Origin of the sequence: Bacillus sp. FSL K6-0073, from assembly GCF_038006085.1 — a bacterium.
In the GTDB taxonomy this organism is placed as follows: domain Bacteria; phylum Bacillota; class Bacilli; order Bacillales; family Bacillaceae_G; genus Bacillus_A; species Bacillus_A cereus.
Map to the genome: position 1 here is coordinate 15,690 of NZ_JBBOUN010000006.1, position 15,444 is coordinate 31,133.

Below are 15,444 nucleotides of genomic sequence, written 5' to 3' on the forward strand. Positions count from 1 at the left end.
CCCTTCTGGGGCCGATAACCATTTTATTCTTCATCGTCGTCTTCCTGGAATTGAGCCATAATCTGCTCAACATGCGCTTCACACTCTTCTTTCGTCCATACTTCACCCATTTCATAAGATGATTCTTTATCGTCCTGGTTGTCAGTTAGTCCAAAAGCTTGAAGATAATCATTAAAAGTAGTACCTTCTTCAAGTTGACGAGTTTGAAAACCAATGAACGCCATCTTCTTCCACTCATTTAGTTCTTCTTGCTGCTCTTCTCGTGCAATTAGAGAAAACAGGTCCATTAAACGCGAATACGGTATTGATAAGACATAATCATCTGTCCATCCATACCGCTTTTGGATCTTGTCGAAAGCACGTAACATATTTTGTTCTGCTTCCTCTAAATATTCATCTGAGTCTTCATTTACGCTAGGATTGGCGCTGCTGCTGGTTGGTTCCATTTCTCGCTCTGAACTTTCACTAGCCCCTGCACTTGGTTGAAAAAAGTCATTAAGTCTTCACTTTCCAGTAATCCTTGAATAACAGAAACCATTGCTTCGGGAGGGAGTTGGCAAAATTCCTCTTTCTTAGCTTTTAGTAAACTTGCAAAGAACTCTGTGAAATCATCCTCACAAGCCGGGATCATTGTTAGTACACGTAAAGCAAACTCTAAACCTTTTTGTTTTTGTTGTTCTTTAAGTGCAGCTAACTGAACGTTTTTTTCTTCTTCTGGAAGAGACTCTGCAGCTTTTGTTAGTTCATCCATTTCATTTTTAGCTTTACCGAAATCTGCAAAATCAGCTATTGCATGGCGTCCAACTTTAGAAATAATCTTAGCGAACCGCCAAACATCAGTTACATTTAAGCGACGCATCAATATTTTCTCCCCTAAAATCGTGATTTCTGTACCAGTATTCATCATTTTTTCTAAAATAGATTTCATTTCGTGCTCTCCTTTTAGCATTTAGCTTGTTTTATGTAATAGAAAACCGACTACCATTTATGCGGTAGCCGGCGCTTTAGTTGCTGCAGTTTTCTTTTTCTTTGGTACATAAATTTCATACGGTGGCGTAGATGGTGCAGATTCACTGTAATGACCGATAAATTTACATTTCAAACCAACCGTTCCTTTACCATCTTTTAGATCTACTTCAATAGATGAGACTACCATTGCATTGCGAATTACGAAAATAACAGGTAATTCACTACCCGAAATCATACCGATTAGTGCGATATCATGGTAATTTGAATCTGGAATATCATTTGAAGGTTTCATAATATCGTAATCCTCTTCTGTAGTGCTATCTACCGTCATCCCAGGTAAAGCCAACTGTAGGTTTTCTTTTGTAAATTCAACTAATGTAACCTCAACGTGCGGTACATCTTTTAAAAGCCATTTACCGCGCACTAAATGACCAAGGACACCATCAATATCTGCATCATAATATTCACGATCAAAACCGACTTTTGTTCCGCCGGTAGTCGCTCCAACCATTTCGCCTAATTCTTTTATGCTTTTAAAATTTTTGTAAATAACACCGGGACCGATAACAAAATTATCAGTCGTGCCTTCGCGGACACCGTTAATCAATTTCCAAGCCATTTGTTCTACCTCCTAATACAAGTCCGTTCGAAATGTTCGAACAAGGAATTTTGCATTTATATGAATGATAGATGGGTCTTCATCTGGTACCGGCAGTTTACCTGCACGATGTATAGAAAGTATCCCATCATCTTTTAAACCAACTTCTCTATCTAGTAACTTCTCAATACGTGTAGCAATTAACTTCGCCTTATCATAATCCCCATTATCACAATACACATCGAAATTTAGAATCATACGATCTATAATTTCAACATCATCCGGATTATCTGCTTCAATTCTCATAACTACATAAGGCATTTTCATATCATCTTGTGCAGTTTGGGATGTAAGAGCAGGGCCTCTGTCTTCGCCTTCACCATATTCCGATAGATTAGACTTTATTATTTCATCGTTTTCTACAAGCATTCTAATAGCTGCAATAGCGTTAGACATCTATTACCCTCCCATCATTCTTTTAAGTTCTCTACGTTCTTTTTCAAACGCTTTTAATAGGAATGGACGGGCTTCCATATTACTTGTACCAGTTTCAAGCCATATTGCTTTTTTCAAATCGCTTCCTACTGCGCCTAACACTTCCGATTGTGATCGTTTGACATTATACTTAATCGAATTTAATAAATCACCGGTACGAACAGCAGGAGCTTCCCCTGGTTTAGAAGCGGTATATTTACGACTCGTATGAGGTATTTTGTATTGCTTACCGCTACGGCTACCTGTGAGGTTCTTCTTAACTTGATTTTGTAAATGAATAGATGCTGCTGTGACTTTTTCAACACATATAGCGTTAATATGCGTCTTTACTTGCTCCATATTACTTGAGTACTCAATTTCTACTGAATTCGCCATATAGAATCATACCTTTTCGCAATAAATTTCAATGTGATGATTCATAAATGCAGGATTACGTGGCTCTCCTTTTACTTCAAATGTATAATCAACGCCCACATCTTCATTTTTGAAATAAATAAGATCATTGGGTTTAATTATGTAAGAAGCAGGTGCATATATCTTAAAGGTTGTATCGAAATTTTGTTTGTCACGCTTAAACCTCTCATTATCAGCAGCAGAATTAGTAGTTACACGGCAAATCATCTTCTCGTAAACGTCCACTGGTACTTCCGCATAGTTACCAGCGGACTGTTTCTTTTTCATTTTTCGTTTTACTACTACCTCATGAATATATAAATCATCCATATCGCCATCATCGAAGTACGTATTCATGTAGCCATCACCGGCTTAACTCTTGCTCTAAACGTTTTTAAACCATTGAGTATCTTATTATTTGTATCAGGTTCATTTAACGCTTCTGGGCTAATCTGGTACGAATAATCGCCAATACTTTCCGAAGTCTTCATTCCCTTTCGCTGCAAGTTAGCACGAACCACTGCAGAAATAACCAAATCAATAATACATTTCCTCATAAGTACCTGCAGATCATCGTAATCTTGTATCTTATATTCGAATTCATACAATTGATTTTCGGATAAACCATAAACAATACGGCCATTTACAGTAATAGAATCGGTCATATCTTGTTTCGAACTAACATGAGTGACTTTTGCTATGGATTCAGCAGGAAAAGAAAGCCAAGCTAGTTTGCTTGTTTGAATGACTTCTTTCATTGGATTCTCCGGCTTAACTCTTAAATACTTCCTAACAATAACTGCATAGTAATCGATTAGTTCTTGAATAACCGTATCGGGCATTTTCTGCACATTTACGCGGTCTTTAATGTCCTGCATGGTAATATCCATTATGTTTCTTTCTCCTTCTTATCGACTTCTTTTACAAGTTCAAAATGTCCAGTACTTACAAGGTAATCAGCTTTATCATTTGCAACTGTTTCTTCTTGGCCATTCTTGAACTTTTGTCCATAAGCGGTGTAAGTACCACCATATCGCAACGTAACTACTTTCATAATTAGCACCCCTTTCTCGAATGTAAACTAATAAATAAAAGTTTACATTCGTATTGTTGGTTTTATTGCTTCCGTCTCGTTTTCCGTTAAAAACAAGAAAACATTAAAAAAGTATACATTCAAAACCCTAATAACAAAGGGTTTATTCTCATAAAAAATACGCCTGGATATTAAGCTCCAAACGTATCCGGAATATTTGTTAGGATTGCTACTGCATCCATTTCTTGAATTACAGCATCATCATCAAAGTGAATTACATAGAATCGTTTATCTTCCATTACTGCAGTTTTACCTTCTGTAGTTTTACGAACACGAGTGTCGTATGTATTAACTGCAATAAAGTTTTTAGGGTCTGCAAGAATAATAACATCGTCTTCTAAAGATGGAACCGTAACAATTCCGTATCCCATTGGTTTATTAACTTGATCTCCTGCTCCAAGTAACGCAGCATCACCAGCACCAGTAGGACGATTTGTTAAATACTCAATCCATTTCTCTCTACGGCTTGGAGACATAATCCAACGTAGGTTGCTGTTTTTATATTTATTTGGCATTGCACCGGATAAAGCAAAGATAGAACCTTTCCCAAATCCATTTGCCGCAGCAGCTTCACCTGTACCAGTTACCAATTTAGCATGATCGACAATATGAGATTCTTTTGATTTCTTGATTTTTTTCAACCATCCATCATTGATAGATAACATTCCGTCGGAAGAGTCTGTATCACCATTCCAATGTAAATCCTCTAAATCGATACCTAATTGTGTAGACATAAGAGCCATTACAGTATCTTCATAACCTTCACCTTCAATATTTTCGCGGAGTAATTCTTCTGTAATTTCCCAAGGTAAACGAATAGCCTTTGTATTGTACTCAATTTTAGAAGTTTGAACACCTGCGCGGTAATTATCATCGCTGTTTTCTGTTTTCTTGCGTAAGATACGGCCACCAATTGCAATTTTATCTAATTCACCTTGTTTTGCTTTACGCATTTCTTTACGGTGTAATTGTGAGAATGGCGTTGTATCAAATGCCATACGGAAGAACTCTTTACTTTGTTCTGGATTTAATAATCCTGCATTCATTCCACTTGTTGTCATTGCTGCCTTTTCAATACGATCTAAACGTTTTAATAATTGTGCGTTAGTCATTGTCATAATGATAAATCCTCCCCTTACAGGTTCAATCCTGCCCATTTAGATTTTTTAATTTGTTGTTGTCCTGGTGTAACTTCTTCATCTGGATCTAAACCTTTACGGATAGAAGCAGCATTTTCGATATTTTCAAGTCGCTTTGTAATTGGTTCTAGTGCTTTTTGAATAACTGCTGCAGCTTTTTCTTCTTCTGTTTGCTCTTCTGGCGTCGGCTCTACCTCTTCACCATTCACCTGCTTTTCAATCTTTTCTAACTTAGTAGCTAGTGGTTCTACTGCTTGTTTTACAATCTCTGCAATATCTTCTGCTTTCATTTCATCTTCCTCCTGTGGTGAAGCAGCTTCTTTTATTTCAGTAATTAAAGCTAATGCTTCATCTAATTTTGTATGATTCTTTTGGGATAATACTTTACCAGCTTTTTTAATACTTTCTAAAACAATGCTTTCTGCTTCTACACTGTCTTCTGATTTCGCAATGGTATAACCGCCTTTAATGGAAGAAAGTATGTCCTTCATATCATCAAGAGCAGCTACCATACGGTCGATATCGGGATTACTTTCCCAAATCTCCCAATAGAACACATCTTCAAACAAATTAAATACTGCTCGTAAATCACGCTTTTGTTTTTCATCAATAAAGCGGTCTTTTACTTCGCCTTTTGTGATTTTGTGAGTTTCACCTTTAACGAAATCTAACATCTTTCGGATAAGGCCTTTATCTTCATGAGTAAAATCATCAGTCTTGGCGATTTCTACACGTTCACCAAATCCACCCATAGAAAAACCGGTAACTTCACCTTTTTTAATTTCTTCCCAGGTGTCTGCATCATCAACACGAACAGTCATAAGCCATGTTCCTGCTTGTACTTCTTGTTCGCCTACTGTCATATCACTTTTAGCAATCCAGTTTTCAACAACTGTCCCTTTACCAGCGATTTCATCATGTTGCTTGTCAATGTGTTGGTAATTCTCCATAAAGGTATAAGCAGCCTTTTCAATTTCTTCTGCGGTCATTTTATCCCCGTGTGAATCTTCTACATCTGGTTCATATACCACACCTGTAACAAGCTGCTTCTCTTCCTCTGTTTTAAGGATTGGAACTTGCTTTGATATATTTGGTTGTTTAGCAGATTCACTTTTCATAATGGCAAATTGACGACCGTTTGCGCCCTTTGTAACTAATGAAACATAACTGATATTGGCGTTTTTTAGTTCGTATCCCATCGTTTTACCTCCTTCCCTATAAATATTGGGGTTCCACTGTCAAAACGCATAGCAGCTAATTTAAAGCCATATACGTTTTGACGATGAAACCCCAATTAAATAGGTGTATTTTTATTACTCTTCTGAAATCATAGTACATCGGCAATGCGGGTGAGCTGGCGGGCACATCTTTCCATTACTAAATAGATCATCAATATCTACCGTTTCCCCATGTAGACCACCACATTCTTTACAAACACGCTCATCGTTTCCTGTAAGCCATGTTTTCTTGTTTCTATTTGCGCCCTTATAAGCAATTAAATTGCCGTAATTCATTGCATATGTTGTTTCTGTACGTGCAATCATCATTGCTCTGTAGTTACTTGCTTCTGACATCACATCTGCAATAGAAACACTTAATGCATCGACACCCATTCCCTCACTAAGATTCTTTAACATTGTTTCTCTTAATCTATCTTTAGTAGTTTCATGGATTCCCTTTGCTAATTCGAATGCGTAAGCAGCTACCCATTTCGCAGCGACGTCACCAATTGGATCTAGTACCATCCAGGTTAAACCGTTAGAAGCTATAGTACTCTGTACAAACTCTGTTACATCATCCTGTAGTGTGTCCGTGACTCCATCGACAAACATTTGTCGTTCCTCATCCCAATCAACACTATCCAGAAATTCATCAACTTCTGCTTCTGCAATTACAAGATCAATCTCTTCATCTGCTTTATTAATACGAATTACGGGAAGCAGGTTTAAGAGCCGTTTTCCCTGCTCTGAAAAAAATCAGTGACCTTCTTTTGCATAGCTTTCTCTATTTCTTCATGCTTTTCCCTAAATGCATTAATAGCAATTATGTTCTCTTGCTCATTATCTGCAGCTTTTGCAATTGGTTCAGGGAGGGTAGTTTCAGTTTTATCATTAATGAATTTATCTCCCCCTGGTACAGGTTCATAACCTACTACTTTTCGTGACTCATTCAGCATTAATATTCCACCATCATAACTGTCTTTCGCATACTTCAAATCTGCTTCACGATCATCCGTATCAATTTCATTTAATTTGAAATACCAATCTAAGCCACCTAGTATTTCAGCAAATACACGGAACAATTGATTATTTAATCGATGTTCTAATATTTCTTGTCCAGGTTCAATAATAGAACGCTTGTACATCTCGTTCATTTCTTTAGCAGTTGTTTGTCCTAATGAACCTGTCATAGCCCAACCAATACGATAAGGTGGTACACGATGGGCCACACATATCTCCATTGCGCTATCCTGCTTATATAAACGGAAACTACCTTCTTTTACGTCTGGACTGACTTTTTCTAACTTAGCTGTTGCTCCTGGTGGAACAGGAACTACGGCCAACTTATGATGTTCACCCTTAGTTTCTGCAGAGAAAAATGCTTTTAGTTCGTTTTCTGTTCCCTCATCTATTTCATCGACACCCTCAAGGAATAGTAGAGCGTCTGGAATAGTCTTGCCTGTAAAAAAGTTAATATTGTAATCTCTTACCGCTTGAGAGCCGACTATTGAGCCAATAGAACTAACATAATTAGGTATTCCATAATAAGAAGAACGAGAACCGAATTTACGAATAACAATTACTTCTCCGGCTTTTTCTGTTCCGCTTTCTGCAATATCTTCTTCATTTAAAGGTCTACCATCAGCAAGACGGAAATCATCAGGATAACCGAACTTTTTAAACCATCGTTCTTTGTTATTTACAATTTGAGCAAAGCGTACTTTATCTTTATGAGCACGAACCGTATGAGCTGGAATGTGGTATAGTTCCGACGGTTCATCTTTGTTATTACGAACAACTTCAATAATGCCCCATCCGACTGTTTCATAATCGTCCCATACGGCCCTTATGATTTCAGAGCTTGTCATTTCCGGATTACAATTCCTCATAAAGTCTTTTAACCTTTTATATTGCTCCTGGTTCGCTGCTTCTTTTACTTCTTCAAAAGGAGCAAAGTCAAAACCAACACCAGCAATATCATCAACTTTAGCGCTAATGCAAGCAGAATGAATAGGGTTACTTTCTTTTATATCAAGCAGCACTTTCATATCATAAGGAGGTTTAATCAATCCCTTATCACCATATATTTGTGCAAATGGGTCAACCGCCATTTGCTTACTGTTATCTTCCCTATTCTTTGGATCATCTGCTGCTTTATTAATACCAAATACTTTTACATTCTTTATGGTTTTCTTGTCACTCATATCGTTTGTGTGTCCTCCTTTCTTCTATTAATGGAGAGCAAAAGAAATAGCCGAACAATAAATGTTCGACTACACTCTTTTAACCTTTCCGCCCATAACTACTTTTGGTTTATAGAAGGCTAGAACTATAGCATCTGCTCTATCAGGTGATTGCAATCCGCGTTTCTTCATTTCTTCTTTTCGCTCTAATGCAATCTTACCTCTACTTGTTATTCTGTATTTACGGCTAGAAAATTGAGAAATCATTTTTTCATCATTTGGAATCTCCATTGTAGGTTCTTCACCCTGTATAAATGCTTTCATATTCTCTTCAAGTAAATCTCTTACAACGGCCCAACCTTCTGCACCTGCATTATCATAATGTTCATCATCAAGCGGCTTCCCGTTATTCACAACTGGATATACTTTGAATGGTAATCGTTCAGATTTAATAACTTCTTTCAATCTGTCCGTAACACCACCACCAACACCACTATCATCGACTTTGATATCAACTCTTTTTAACTGCTTGTACTTTGCCATGTATTCCTTAGCTAATTTCAATACATGACCAGCAGTTTCCATAGTATCTTGTTTATAGTGGTTTAATAATTTAAAGACTTTATTTCCTATCCTTGGAGCAATTACAGTTTCATCATCACCAAATCGCGCAACGTCAACACCTAAGTCAAGTGTTTCACCAGTCGGCTCCACTTTACAAGATGCTGCTTGCTCTACAATTTCTAACGGGATAAATGCATCGGCTTCTGCTTTAGGAAATTCACCAAGTACACGTACACGCCAAACATCTGAACCCTCACCATATTTCTTTTTCAATACTTCTATATTGTCTTTACTGGTTCGAGGGCTATCTAAGCTAGAGACTTTATGTATTTTATATAAATCTCTGTCACGATTATGAGAATCATAAAATACACCGCTTGTTCTTGTTGGGTTTCCGCATAAAAACAATTTATTTTCTGCGCCAGATAAAGTACCAAGTATAGCTTCCATAATAGGATCTGCTATACCAGAAGCTTCATCACATACAAATAACATATAGTCTTCGTGAAAACCTTGCATATTCTCCGGCTTTGTTGCCGTTCTAGCAGTAGCAAACCAACGTTCCTCACTGCCAATCATGTATACTCGTGTTTTAGTCCATTTAAGTAGATTTTTAACTGCACTGCCTTCTAACCATTTCGCTATTTCAGCCCAAAGTACAGTAAATAACTGTTCCTTTGTAGGAGCTGTACAAATAACTTTTGGATTCGGCCTACAGCAGAGGAACCAAATAACTACAACTGACTCAAGACCTGTTTTACCAACCCCTTGACCAGAACGCACAGAAACCTTTGGACTTTGTGCCAAATCCATAAGAACTTTTCTCTGCCATTCATCCGGATAAAAACCCAGCATATCCTCGGCAAACGCAACCGGATCATCCCAATAAACATCGATAATCTCCATAAATTCACTAAAAGCCGTATTACTCATTAGCTTCAGCTTCCTTTTGTTTACGTCTGCGCTCTGCTATCTTCATAAGAGACTCTTTCCAGTCTTCTGTATTCTGATTAGTATCACCATCAACTTTAATAGCAGCGATCTCTTTCTTGAGTTTCTCTATTCGTAGTTTTTGTTCTTCTGTATTAGCTAATCTATCATATTTTTCAATTAGATTTACCAGCGTTGACATTGCTTTCGATTGAGCATTTAAGAAACTAGCTTGTTTATCCCAAGCAAATTGAATCTCCCACTCTTCCTCAAAACCACTTTCGGTAAGTTTATTTTTCCGCAGTTCCTTTGTCATGTCTTCATTGTCTCTAACGAACATAATACGTTGAGCATGAATGATTTGAGTGTACTGCAGCATAATACTGTCCCAAATGATTGTTAAGGAATCGTTGTTAACTGCTTCTTTTAATTCTTCTTTTAAATCATATATTTCTTGCGGTAAATACTTTCTATACAATCCATGACTAACAGCATTACCATTACGAAGTGGAGCAGCGCCACCGGAATTACCAACAGCATTTTTATTCCCCTTTTTGGCTCCACCACGATTGTTTACAGCATTCTTATTACCCTTGGGTGCTCCTGGTTTCTTTTTGGAGTACTCCGTATCTTTCTTTGGAGTACTCCGTTCATTTTTATGGAGTACTCCATTTAATTTGTCTATCCATCCATCTTTGGATTTCCATCCGCCAACCGTTTTTTCACTTACAGTTTTTTCGGATGTAGACAACAATTCAGCAATTTTACGATTCGTAATATCACCATTATGTTCTTTAAATATTTCATACGCTTTGTTACGGTCTGGACTTCGTTGTCTGGCCATAATTACATAACACCTGCCCCCTTATCCAATTGTTTGTACTTCCTTCTCTAAACACTCAATGCATATATGAGCATTATCCGTATTTGCTTCACGGAGATATGTTTTATCAAAATGAGTAATAGTTAATGGCATTTTTAATGTCCACATGCACAGCTCATTACAAACAGAGCATGTAGGAACGTTTATAGTTTCTTCTTCCATTTACACCACCTCACGCTAATTGCTTTACAAAATAAAAAAGCAGCGTAATCGCTACTTTTGTGGTTTCTAATTTATAAACTGAAATCTTCTAATGATTTATCTATCTCATCTTGTTGGATTCCTATGTAACGTAATGTAATCGATGGAGCAGAATGATTAAAGATTGTTTGTAGCATTACTACATCTTTTGTCTTCTGATAATAATGATAGCCAAAAGTTTTTCTAAGAGTATGCGTTCCAATTTCATCAAGCCCTACTTTTTCAGCAGCGGTATTCATGATTCGATAAGCTTGAATTCTAGTGATAGGCTTTTTTGTCTTTTTAGAAGCAAATAAACAATCCGTTTCGTTCATTCCACTTACATACTCGTTTATTTTTTCTCTTAACGCTGTATTGATAATGAAACGCTTATCTTTTCCGGTCTTCTGTTCTTTAATAACAATGTGAGTTCTTTCTTTCACATCATTTACATGTAACTTTAATAAGTCACTAATTCGAAGACCTGTATTGATTCCCATTTCAAATAAAAACAAATCACGATAAGACTGGCGACGTAAAACCTCTTTCACTTCTTCTAATTTTTTCTTATCTCGAATTGGTTGCACAAACTTCATTCCTTACCCCTCCATACGTTATGTTACATTATATGCACCTTTATTATACAATATGTTACATAAAATATGGTAGTTATTTTTACAAATTGATAAAAACGTTGATATAACAGCATTTATCTCCTTGAATCTAATGTAACAAAATACATGATGTGTTACATTAGATGGTTTTCACTTCTCTTTTACAATATTTGGTTTGTGTTGAGTTTGTTTCGTTTTTACATGAACACTTGAACCACTCTTCAAACCGCTCTCTATTTATCACCCAGGTTCCACCAATCTTTTTAGATTCAATAGCACCTGCTGCACATAGATTCTTTATATGACCAGGAGAAAGGCCACTAATAAGATGAGCATCATTAACGCCAATAACATTATCTAGTACTGCATATGGTTTCAAATTAACATCTTCCCATTTAACACCATACATCCCTATACCAAATTCATTCATTGTTGCTTTATCTGCTATACCTTCTAAACGATCTAATACAATAGCATTAATTAACTCCCATGTAACTGCACCAGATAAAACTCGTGTCTTTAATTCTGTTGTTAAATCATTTAATAATTCTAATTCCATATGTATCACCTCATATTAAATGCAACACGTTTGCGCTTATCTTCCCTTAACAGCAAATAAGATGCTACAAAAATAACCGCTGCACAAATTGGTATACCTATTTAGATATCAAATTCATTGTTATTTATGTTTAATATGTAATTTCTATATAACAAAGAAAAAAGCACCCATTACGGATGCTACTCTTTAATTAATACCTTTCTTGGTGTACTTCCTTCATACGGACCAATGACTCCATTTTCTTCAAGACGATCAATAATCTTGGCTGCACTCGTATAACCAATTCTAAATCTACGCTGCAGCATTGTTACTGACGCAGCTTGCATTGCTATTACACATTGTCTTGCTTCCTCATAATGTTTATCTGCAATCTCATCACTTAAATATTTTCCTGACATATAAATTTCCACCTTTCAAATAAATATATAATTAGAATTTCTATTCCTCTCATAGCCACCGCACTCTTACATTTTTAATTTGACTACGCGCCTTACGTCAGTGGCTATGAGAGAAGCAAAAGTTCTCCCAGGAATTTTTTAATTTTATATCGGGCTATTTCCGTACCCCTTTAAATTGACACCCTATTAGTAGGCACAGGTATCAACTTAAAGGAGAACAGAAGCTCTCCTCCGTTTAGACCTTTTAAATTAATGAAGTTTTGAAGACTATTCTAATTACGATTGAAATCAAGAAATACATACAAAGTAAGGCTCGTAACCTCTTACCTTGCACCTTAAAAAAATCCTCTTGCAGATAAGGAAGAGCAACGCTATACGTTCACTCATCACCTAACTACAAGAGCTGGTTTCGGCCTCTCATATATAGGGGGCATTCTGACGACAAATTTCGACATTTTTTTCAAACGGAAATACTAACATAAGCAAAATAAACTTCCGCTTAAACGTTCACCGATCTTTTTATCCGCTCTTTTTAAATATTCTTGAACAGTAGTTCTTTTCACTTTTAAATAATTGGAAATTTTATCCTGAGTAAATCCATACCCTCTAGACATTACATATATTTCCTTTTCTCTTTCTGTTAGAGTTGATAATGCATCTTCTAGCTGTATACGATCCCATTCAGAAATAACACTCTCTTTCACTTCTGTATCCCATTCATACACGGGCATTACGGTACTACGTACATACCTTTGCATTAATAAAGGATCACATGGCTTCTCGCGCTCATATGCAGCCCTACGTTCAATCCCTCTTGTTTTACCTGGCTGTTTTGCAGTACGCATCCATTCCAGAGCATAATTTATATCACTAATCATTTCATTAATAATACTTATATCCTTTTCTGTCGCGCCCACCTTAGATTCTTCTAATGTCTTTCTTGTTTTGGTATACTGCTCCATTAAATCTTTCATACCAGGTTCCTCCTTTTATATAAAAAGAGGACGCTGAATTATATATAGGAAGAATTGCTTTCCTATGCATAATCAACGTCCTCTGATTGCGGACTATTACTTTCATTATTTTTTATTTATCCTTTTAATACGGTATGTGAAATTTTAATCTTAGATTCCTCTTTTTTAATTGTTCACTTATATAACTCGGATCTCGTATACCAAGTTCTTTTGCTATTTGTACTTTTGTCATTCCACTCTCTAGCATTATTAACGTTTTCTCACATAATACATCCCATTCTGCTTTCGTTCTCCGTTTCGGCTGATCTGCTACATAGGTTCCTCCTAAAGCAGTACCTAATTTATTTATCTGTCTACCTATTACACAATTATGTAAACAATAACTAGGTTTATATAGGTGCTCACATCCATTACAATGTTGGTCCTGTAAATTTATTATCTTTATACGTATGGCTCTTTTATTAATATCTTTCGTTTGTCCCATTAGCTACAAACCGACCAATCTAGTTTATCTACATGTACCAGGTAATCTACGAGAGCACGATCAGTTCTTTCTACTACATACGCATGTTTTTCAAATTCTTCTCTTGGAATGGATTTACGGCCACCATCATATAGCATAGCTTCATAGTATTTCGCTACTAAATTTACAGGAACCAAATAAATAATATGATCTGTTCTAAATTCTATTAAAAAGAAACAAATGGACCCATGTGCTTGTGTATCCTTTAAATAGTCAATTTGATGTCTGCTTATATTATCTAATGGGAATCTTTTTGCTTCTTTTGTAGACTTCGCTTCGAAGTAAACAGCTCTTCCTTTATATACTCCATCGTAATCTACTGTAGATTTACTTCCCCATGCACTTTTAGTTATTTCGCCTTTTTTATTCGTTTTTATAACTTTCACTGGTGTTGGTCGTTTATTGAAGATACCTACATTCGCTGATTTATACATGCGACAAGTAATGTTTAATAATTGTTCAAATGCCATTCCTCTATTTCCGTAACCCATGCTGCTTCCTCACTTTCTATTCAAATCATTAATTTATTGAATTTTAAATAATTCCATTGTCACTCTTACTACGACATTTTTATATATTATTGTATGGCCACTTCCTTCCAGGAACGAGCTTATTCCTTTTATTCCTTAAAAACCTTCCAGGAATTCCATGCAATATACACTTTCCGAAAGAGCACTGTTCGAAGGTGCTCTTTTTATTTTTACAAATCTGAATACCCTTTATTACATAGCGCATACTATACATAGGCGATAAGCCAGAACTCAAATAATCCTCCCTTGTATTTCTTCACTTCTTTTTAAGAGCAGTTAGCTTTTTGCTAGCTGTTTTTTAGTACAGGCACCTACTTATTAGCATCTACATAAACTGTTTTGAACCTTACTTGCCGCATCATTCAATTGTTCATGACTCACAAACATAACATAATGAATGACGTCATTTTATAAAACGAGCACTCTGGCACAGGTGCTCGTTTTATTTTGTTGATTTTCTATAAAATGAAATTTTTGTTTATTTTTTATCTTGTTTAAGCGGTATTACAGGAATTGAAAATAATAATTTTAGTAATGGGAATAATGTTCCTAATAGAATCGCCGGAATATCTATTACTGCCCATAAAATGTGATACAACTTAATACTCTTTGCTCCATAACCAATTGTTGCTTCTTTAAGACCACTGTTAAAAATCCAAAATGCTCTAATCAATGTGTAAAGTGTATAGATCCCTAATAAACTAATTTGCCACCAAGTTAAATCTGTAATCAATGTGCTCATTGCCACATCTCCTTTTCTAATAAAATAGCGTTTTTGTTTAGTTTTAATTCATAGGTATTAACTCTAATTGATACTCACGTTTTGGGTAGTGCTTGAAATTCGTCCAACTTCTTAGGTCTTCTAAGAGTTTATCTATTGTTTCAAAACTACCTGAAGCCCAAGTATCCATGCTGCAATTTAAAAGTGAATACTTTGATGTCGATGGGTCTTTATATATGAAATGTGTTTCATTTGAATTCGTAACAATGATGTCACCTACTGAGTATTTTTTATTTTTAGTTTCAACTTTAATATTGATTTTCATCTCTCATTCTCCCTTTTCTTGTGCCTTTTCAATTAGCCAATAAATTGTATCTACTTCTAACATCACTAAAGGATTACTCGTAAATGCATTTTCTACTGCCTCATCACATTTAGCCTTGATTGATTCTATTGAAGGTTCCATATTTTTTCCCTT

23 protein-coding genes and 1 pseudogene are annotated in these 15,444 nt (G+C 36.0%); all 24 read right to left on the reverse strand.

Annotated elements, in window-relative coordinates; all coding sequences use genetic code 11:
* Positions 1-23: 23 nt before the first annotated feature.
* The 24 genes and pseudogenes from MHB52_RS36330 to MHB52_RS36445 all read right to left on the reverse strand — a co-directional run bounded on the left by MHB52_RS36330 (position 24) and on the right by MHB52_RS36445 (position 15,432).
* The gene (locus MHB52_RS36330; RefSeq protein ID WP_016512904.1) at positions 24-446 is read right to left on the reverse strand and encodes a hypothetical protein; all 423 of its coding nucleotides are present in this window, start codon (positions 444-446) and stop codon (positions 24-26) included.
* The gene (locus tag MHB52_RS36335; protein WP_000836018.1) at positions 410-928 is read right to left on the reverse strand and encodes a hypothetical protein; all 519 of its coding nucleotides are present in this window, start codon (positions 926-928) and stop codon (positions 410-412) included. Before MHB52_RS36335 ends, MHB52_RS36330 begins: the two co-directional genes overlap by 37 nt.
* 57 nt (positions 929-985) lie before the next feature.
* Positions 986-1,588 carry a hypothetical protein gene (locus MHB52_RS36340; RefSeq protein WP_000312356.1) on the reverse strand — a complete coding sequence of 201 codons (603 nt, stop codon included), beginning with the start codon at positions 1,586-1,588 and terminating at the stop codon, positions 986-988.
* A gap of 12 nt (positions 1,589-1,600) precedes the next feature.
* Complete coding sequence (locus MHB52_RS36345) at positions 1,601-2,023, reverse strand: hypothetical protein (RefSeq protein ID WP_061663826.1); 423 nt, start codon at positions 2,021-2,023, stop codon at positions 1,601-1,603.
* Positions 2,024-2,026: 3 nt separating this feature from the next.
* A complete protein-coding gene (locus MHB52_RS36350; RefSeq protein WP_061663825.1) occupies positions 2,027-2,437 on the reverse strand; it encodes a hypothetical protein in 411 nt (136 codons plus the stop codon).
* 6 nt (positions 2,438-2,443) lie between these two features.
* A complete protein-coding gene (locus tag MHB52_RS36355) occupies positions 2,444-2,812 on the reverse strand; it encodes a hypothetical protein (RefSeq protein ID WP_061663824.1) in 369 nt (122 codons plus the stop codon).
* Positions 2,809-3,345, reverse strand: a complete 537-nt coding sequence (locus tag MHB52_RS36360; RefSeq protein WP_061663823.1) for a hypothetical protein — start codon at positions 3,343-3,345, stop codon at positions 2,809-2,811. Before MHB52_RS36360 ends, MHB52_RS36355 begins: the two co-directional genes overlap by 4 nt.
* Entirely contained in the window at positions 3,345-3,509 is a 165-nt protein-coding gene (locus MHB52_RS36365) for a YqbF domain-containing protein (protein WP_000869887.1), read from the reverse strand. Before MHB52_RS36365 ends, MHB52_RS36360 begins: the two co-directional genes overlap by 1 nt.
* Before the next feature lie 170 nt (positions 3,510-3,679).
* A complete protein-coding gene (locus tag MHB52_RS36370; RefSeq protein ID WP_061663822.1) occupies positions 3,680-4,666 on the reverse strand; it encodes a phage major capsid family protein in 987 nt (328 codons plus the stop codon).
* A gap of 17 nt (positions 4,667-4,683) precedes the next feature.
* Positions 4,684-5,886 carry an XkdF-like putative serine protease domain-containing protein gene (locus MHB52_RS36375; RefSeq protein WP_061663821.1) on the reverse strand — a complete coding sequence of 401 codons (1,203 nt, stop codon included), beginning with the start codon at positions 5,884-5,886 and terminating at the stop codon, positions 4,684-4,686.
* Between the two features lie 114 nt (positions 5,887-6,000).
* A complete protein-coding gene (locus tag MHB52_RS36380; RefSeq protein ID WP_061663820.1) occupies positions 6,001-6,519 on the reverse strand; it encodes a phage head morphogenesis protein in 519 nt (172 codons plus the stop codon).
* A 113-nt stretch (positions 6,520-6,632) separates the two neighbouring features.
* Positions 6,633-8,111 (reverse strand): phage portal protein, encoded by a 1,479-nt coding sequence (locus MHB52_RS36385; RefSeq protein ID WP_061663819.1) that lies wholly within the window; start codon positions 8,109-8,111, stop codon positions 6,633-6,635.
* 69 nt (positions 8,112-8,180) lie between these two features.
* Complete coding sequence (locus MHB52_RS36390) at positions 8,181-9,587, reverse strand: DEAD/DEAH box helicase family protein (protein WP_000072122.1); 1,407 nt, start codon at positions 9,585-9,587, stop codon at positions 8,181-8,183.
* A complete protein-coding gene (terS, locus tag MHB52_RS36395) occupies positions 9,580-10,428 on the reverse strand; it encodes a phage terminase small subunit (protein WP_061663818.1) in 849 nt (282 codons plus the stop codon). Before terS ends, MHB52_RS36390 begins: the two co-directional genes overlap by 8 nt.
* 21 nt (positions 10,429-10,449) lie before the next feature.
* Positions 10,450-10,629 carry a hypothetical protein gene (locus tag MHB52_RS36400; RefSeq protein ID WP_061663817.1) on the reverse strand — a complete coding sequence of 60 codons (180 nt, stop codon included), beginning with the start codon at positions 10,627-10,629 and terminating at the stop codon, positions 10,450-10,452.
* 71 nt (positions 10,630-10,700) lie between these two features.
* Entirely contained in the window at positions 10,701-11,243 is a 543-nt protein-coding gene (locus MHB52_RS36405) for a site-specific integrase (RefSeq protein WP_000673901.1), read from the reverse strand.
* Positions 11,244-11,400: 157 nt separating this feature from the next.
* On the reverse strand, positions 11,401-11,820 hold the full coding sequence (locus MHB52_RS36410) for a helix-turn-helix domain-containing protein (protein WP_061663816.1): 420 nt from the start codon (positions 11,818-11,820) through the stop codon (positions 11,401-11,403).
* Positions 11,821-11,999: 179 nt separating this feature from the next.
* A pseudogene (locus MHB52_RS36415) lies at positions 12,000-12,194 on the reverse strand (DNA translocase FtsK); the annotation flags it as partial.
* 497 nt (positions 12,195-12,691) lie between these two features.
* Positions 12,692-13,192 carry a sigma-70 family RNA polymerase sigma factor gene (locus MHB52_RS36420; RefSeq protein WP_061663815.1) on the reverse strand — a complete coding sequence of 167 codons (501 nt, stop codon included), beginning with the start codon at positions 13,190-13,192 and terminating at the stop codon, positions 12,692-12,694.
* Between the two features lie 124 nt (positions 13,193-13,316).
* A complete protein-coding gene (locus MHB52_RS36425; protein WP_061663814.1) occupies positions 13,317-13,676 on the reverse strand; it encodes a zinc-finger domain-containing protein in 360 nt (119 codons plus the stop codon).
* The gene (locus tag MHB52_RS36430) at positions 13,676-14,206 is read right to left on the reverse strand and encodes a Holliday junction resolvase RecU (protein WP_061663813.1); all 531 of its coding nucleotides are present in this window, start codon (positions 14,204-14,206) and stop codon (positions 13,676-13,678) included. Before MHB52_RS36430 ends, MHB52_RS36425 begins: the two co-directional genes overlap by 1 nt.
* 517 nt (positions 14,207-14,723) lie before the next feature.
* Positions 14,724-14,987, reverse strand: coding sequence for a hypothetical protein (locus MHB52_RS36435; protein WP_061663812.1), 264 nt, complete (start codon positions 14,985-14,987; stop codon positions 14,724-14,726).
* A 43-nt stretch (positions 14,988-15,030) separates the two neighbouring features.
* Positions 15,031-15,291 carry a hypothetical protein gene (locus MHB52_RS36440; RefSeq protein ID WP_061663811.1) on the reverse strand — a complete coding sequence of 87 codons (261 nt, stop codon included), beginning with the start codon at positions 15,289-15,291 and terminating at the stop codon, positions 15,031-15,033.
* A gap of 3 nt (positions 15,292-15,294) precedes the next feature.
* Entirely contained in the window at positions 15,295-15,432 is a 138-nt protein-coding gene (locus tag MHB52_RS36445) for a hypothetical protein (RefSeq protein WP_000433730.1), read from the reverse strand.
* Positions 15,433-15,444: the final 12 nt, after the last annotated feature.

Bases quoted from the DNA above. Each gene is read 5' to 3' on its own strand.
- MHB52_RS36425 (WP_061663814.1), bottom strand. From the start codon at position 13,676: ATGGGACAAACGAAAGATATTAATAAAAGAGCCATACGTATAAAGATA.
- MHB52_RS36440 (WP_061663811.1), bottom strand. From the start codon at position 15,291: ATGAAAATCAATATTAAAGTTGAAACTAAAAATAAAAAATACTCAGTA.
- MHB52_RS36335 (WP_000836018.1), bottom strand. From the start codon at position 928: ATGAAATCTATTTTAGAAAAAATGATGAATACTGGTACAGAAATCACG.
- MHB52_RS36410 (WP_061663816.1), bottom strand. From the start codon at position 11,820: ATGGAATTAGAATTATTAAATGATTTAACAACAGAATTAAAGACACGA.
- MHB52_RS36420 (WP_061663815.1), bottom strand. From the start codon at position 13,192: ATGAAAGATTTAATGGAGCAGTATACCAAAACAAGAAAGACATTAGAA.
- MHB52_RS36435 (WP_061663812.1), bottom strand. From the start codon at position 14,987: ATGAGCACATTGATTACAGATTTAACTTGGTGGCAAATTAGTTTATTA.
- MHB52_RS36400 (WP_061663817.1), bottom strand. From the start codon at position 10,629: ATGGAAGAAGAAACTATAAACGTTCCTACATGCTCTGTTTGTAATGAG.
- MHB52_RS36390 (WP_000072122.1), bottom strand. From the start codon at position 9,587: ATGAGTAATACGGCTTTTAGTGAATTTATGGAGATTATCGATGTTTAT.
- MHB52_RS36445 (WP_000433730.1), bottom strand. From the start codon at position 15,432: ATGGAACCTTCAATAGAATCAATCAAGGCTAAATGTGATGAGGCAGTA.
- MHB52_RS36330 (WP_016512904.1), bottom strand. From the start codon at position 446: ATGGAACCAACCAGCAGCAGCGCCAATCCTAGCGTAAATGAAGACTCA.
- MHB52_RS36355 (WP_061663824.1), bottom strand. From the start codon at position 2,812: ATGAATACGTACTTCGATGATGGCGATATGGATGATTTATATATTCAT.
- MHB52_RS36375 (WP_061663821.1), bottom strand. From the start codon at position 5,886: ATGGGATACGAACTAAAAAACGCCAATATCAGTTATGTTTCATTAGTT.
- MHB52_RS36370 (WP_061663822.1), bottom strand. From the start codon at position 4,666: ATGACAATGACTAACGCACAATTATTAAAACGTTTAGATCGTATTGAA.
- MHB52_RS36380 (WP_061663820.1), bottom strand. From the start codon at position 6,519: ATGTTTGTCGATGGAGTCACGGACACACTACAGGATGATGTAACAGAG.
- MHB52_RS36345 (WP_061663826.1), bottom strand. From the start codon at position 2,023: ATGTCTAACGCTATTGCAGCTATTAGAATGCTTGTAGAAAACGATGAA.
- MHB52_RS36340 (WP_000312356.1), bottom strand. From the start codon at position 1,588: ATGGCTTGGAAATTGATTAACGGTGTCCGCGAAGGCACGACTGATAAT.
- terS (WP_061663818.1), bottom strand. From the start codon at position 10,428: ATGGCCAGACAACGAAGTCCAGACCGTAACAAAGCGTATGAAATATTT.
- MHB52_RS36430 (WP_061663813.1), bottom strand. From the start codon at position 14,206: ATGGGTTACGGAAATAGAGGAATGGCATTTGAACAATTATTAAACATT.
- MHB52_RS36385 (WP_061663819.1), bottom strand. From the start codon at position 8,111: ATGAGTGACAAGAAAACCATAAAGAATGTAAAAGTATTTGGTATTAAT.
- MHB52_RS36365 (WP_000869887.1), bottom strand. From the start codon at position 3,509: ATGAAAGTAGTTACGTTGCGATATGGTGGTACTTACACCGCTTATGGA.
- MHB52_RS36350 (WP_061663825.1), bottom strand. From the start codon at position 2,437: ATGGCGAATTCAGTAGAAATTGAGTACTCAAGTAATATGGAGCAAGTA.
- MHB52_RS36360 (WP_061663823.1), bottom strand. From the start codon at position 3,345: ATGGATATTACCATGCAGGACATTAAAGACCGCGTAAATGTGCAGAAA.
- MHB52_RS36405 (WP_000673901.1), bottom strand. From the start codon at position 11,243: ATGAAGTTTGTGCAACCAATTCGAGATAAGAAAAAATTAGAAGAAGTG.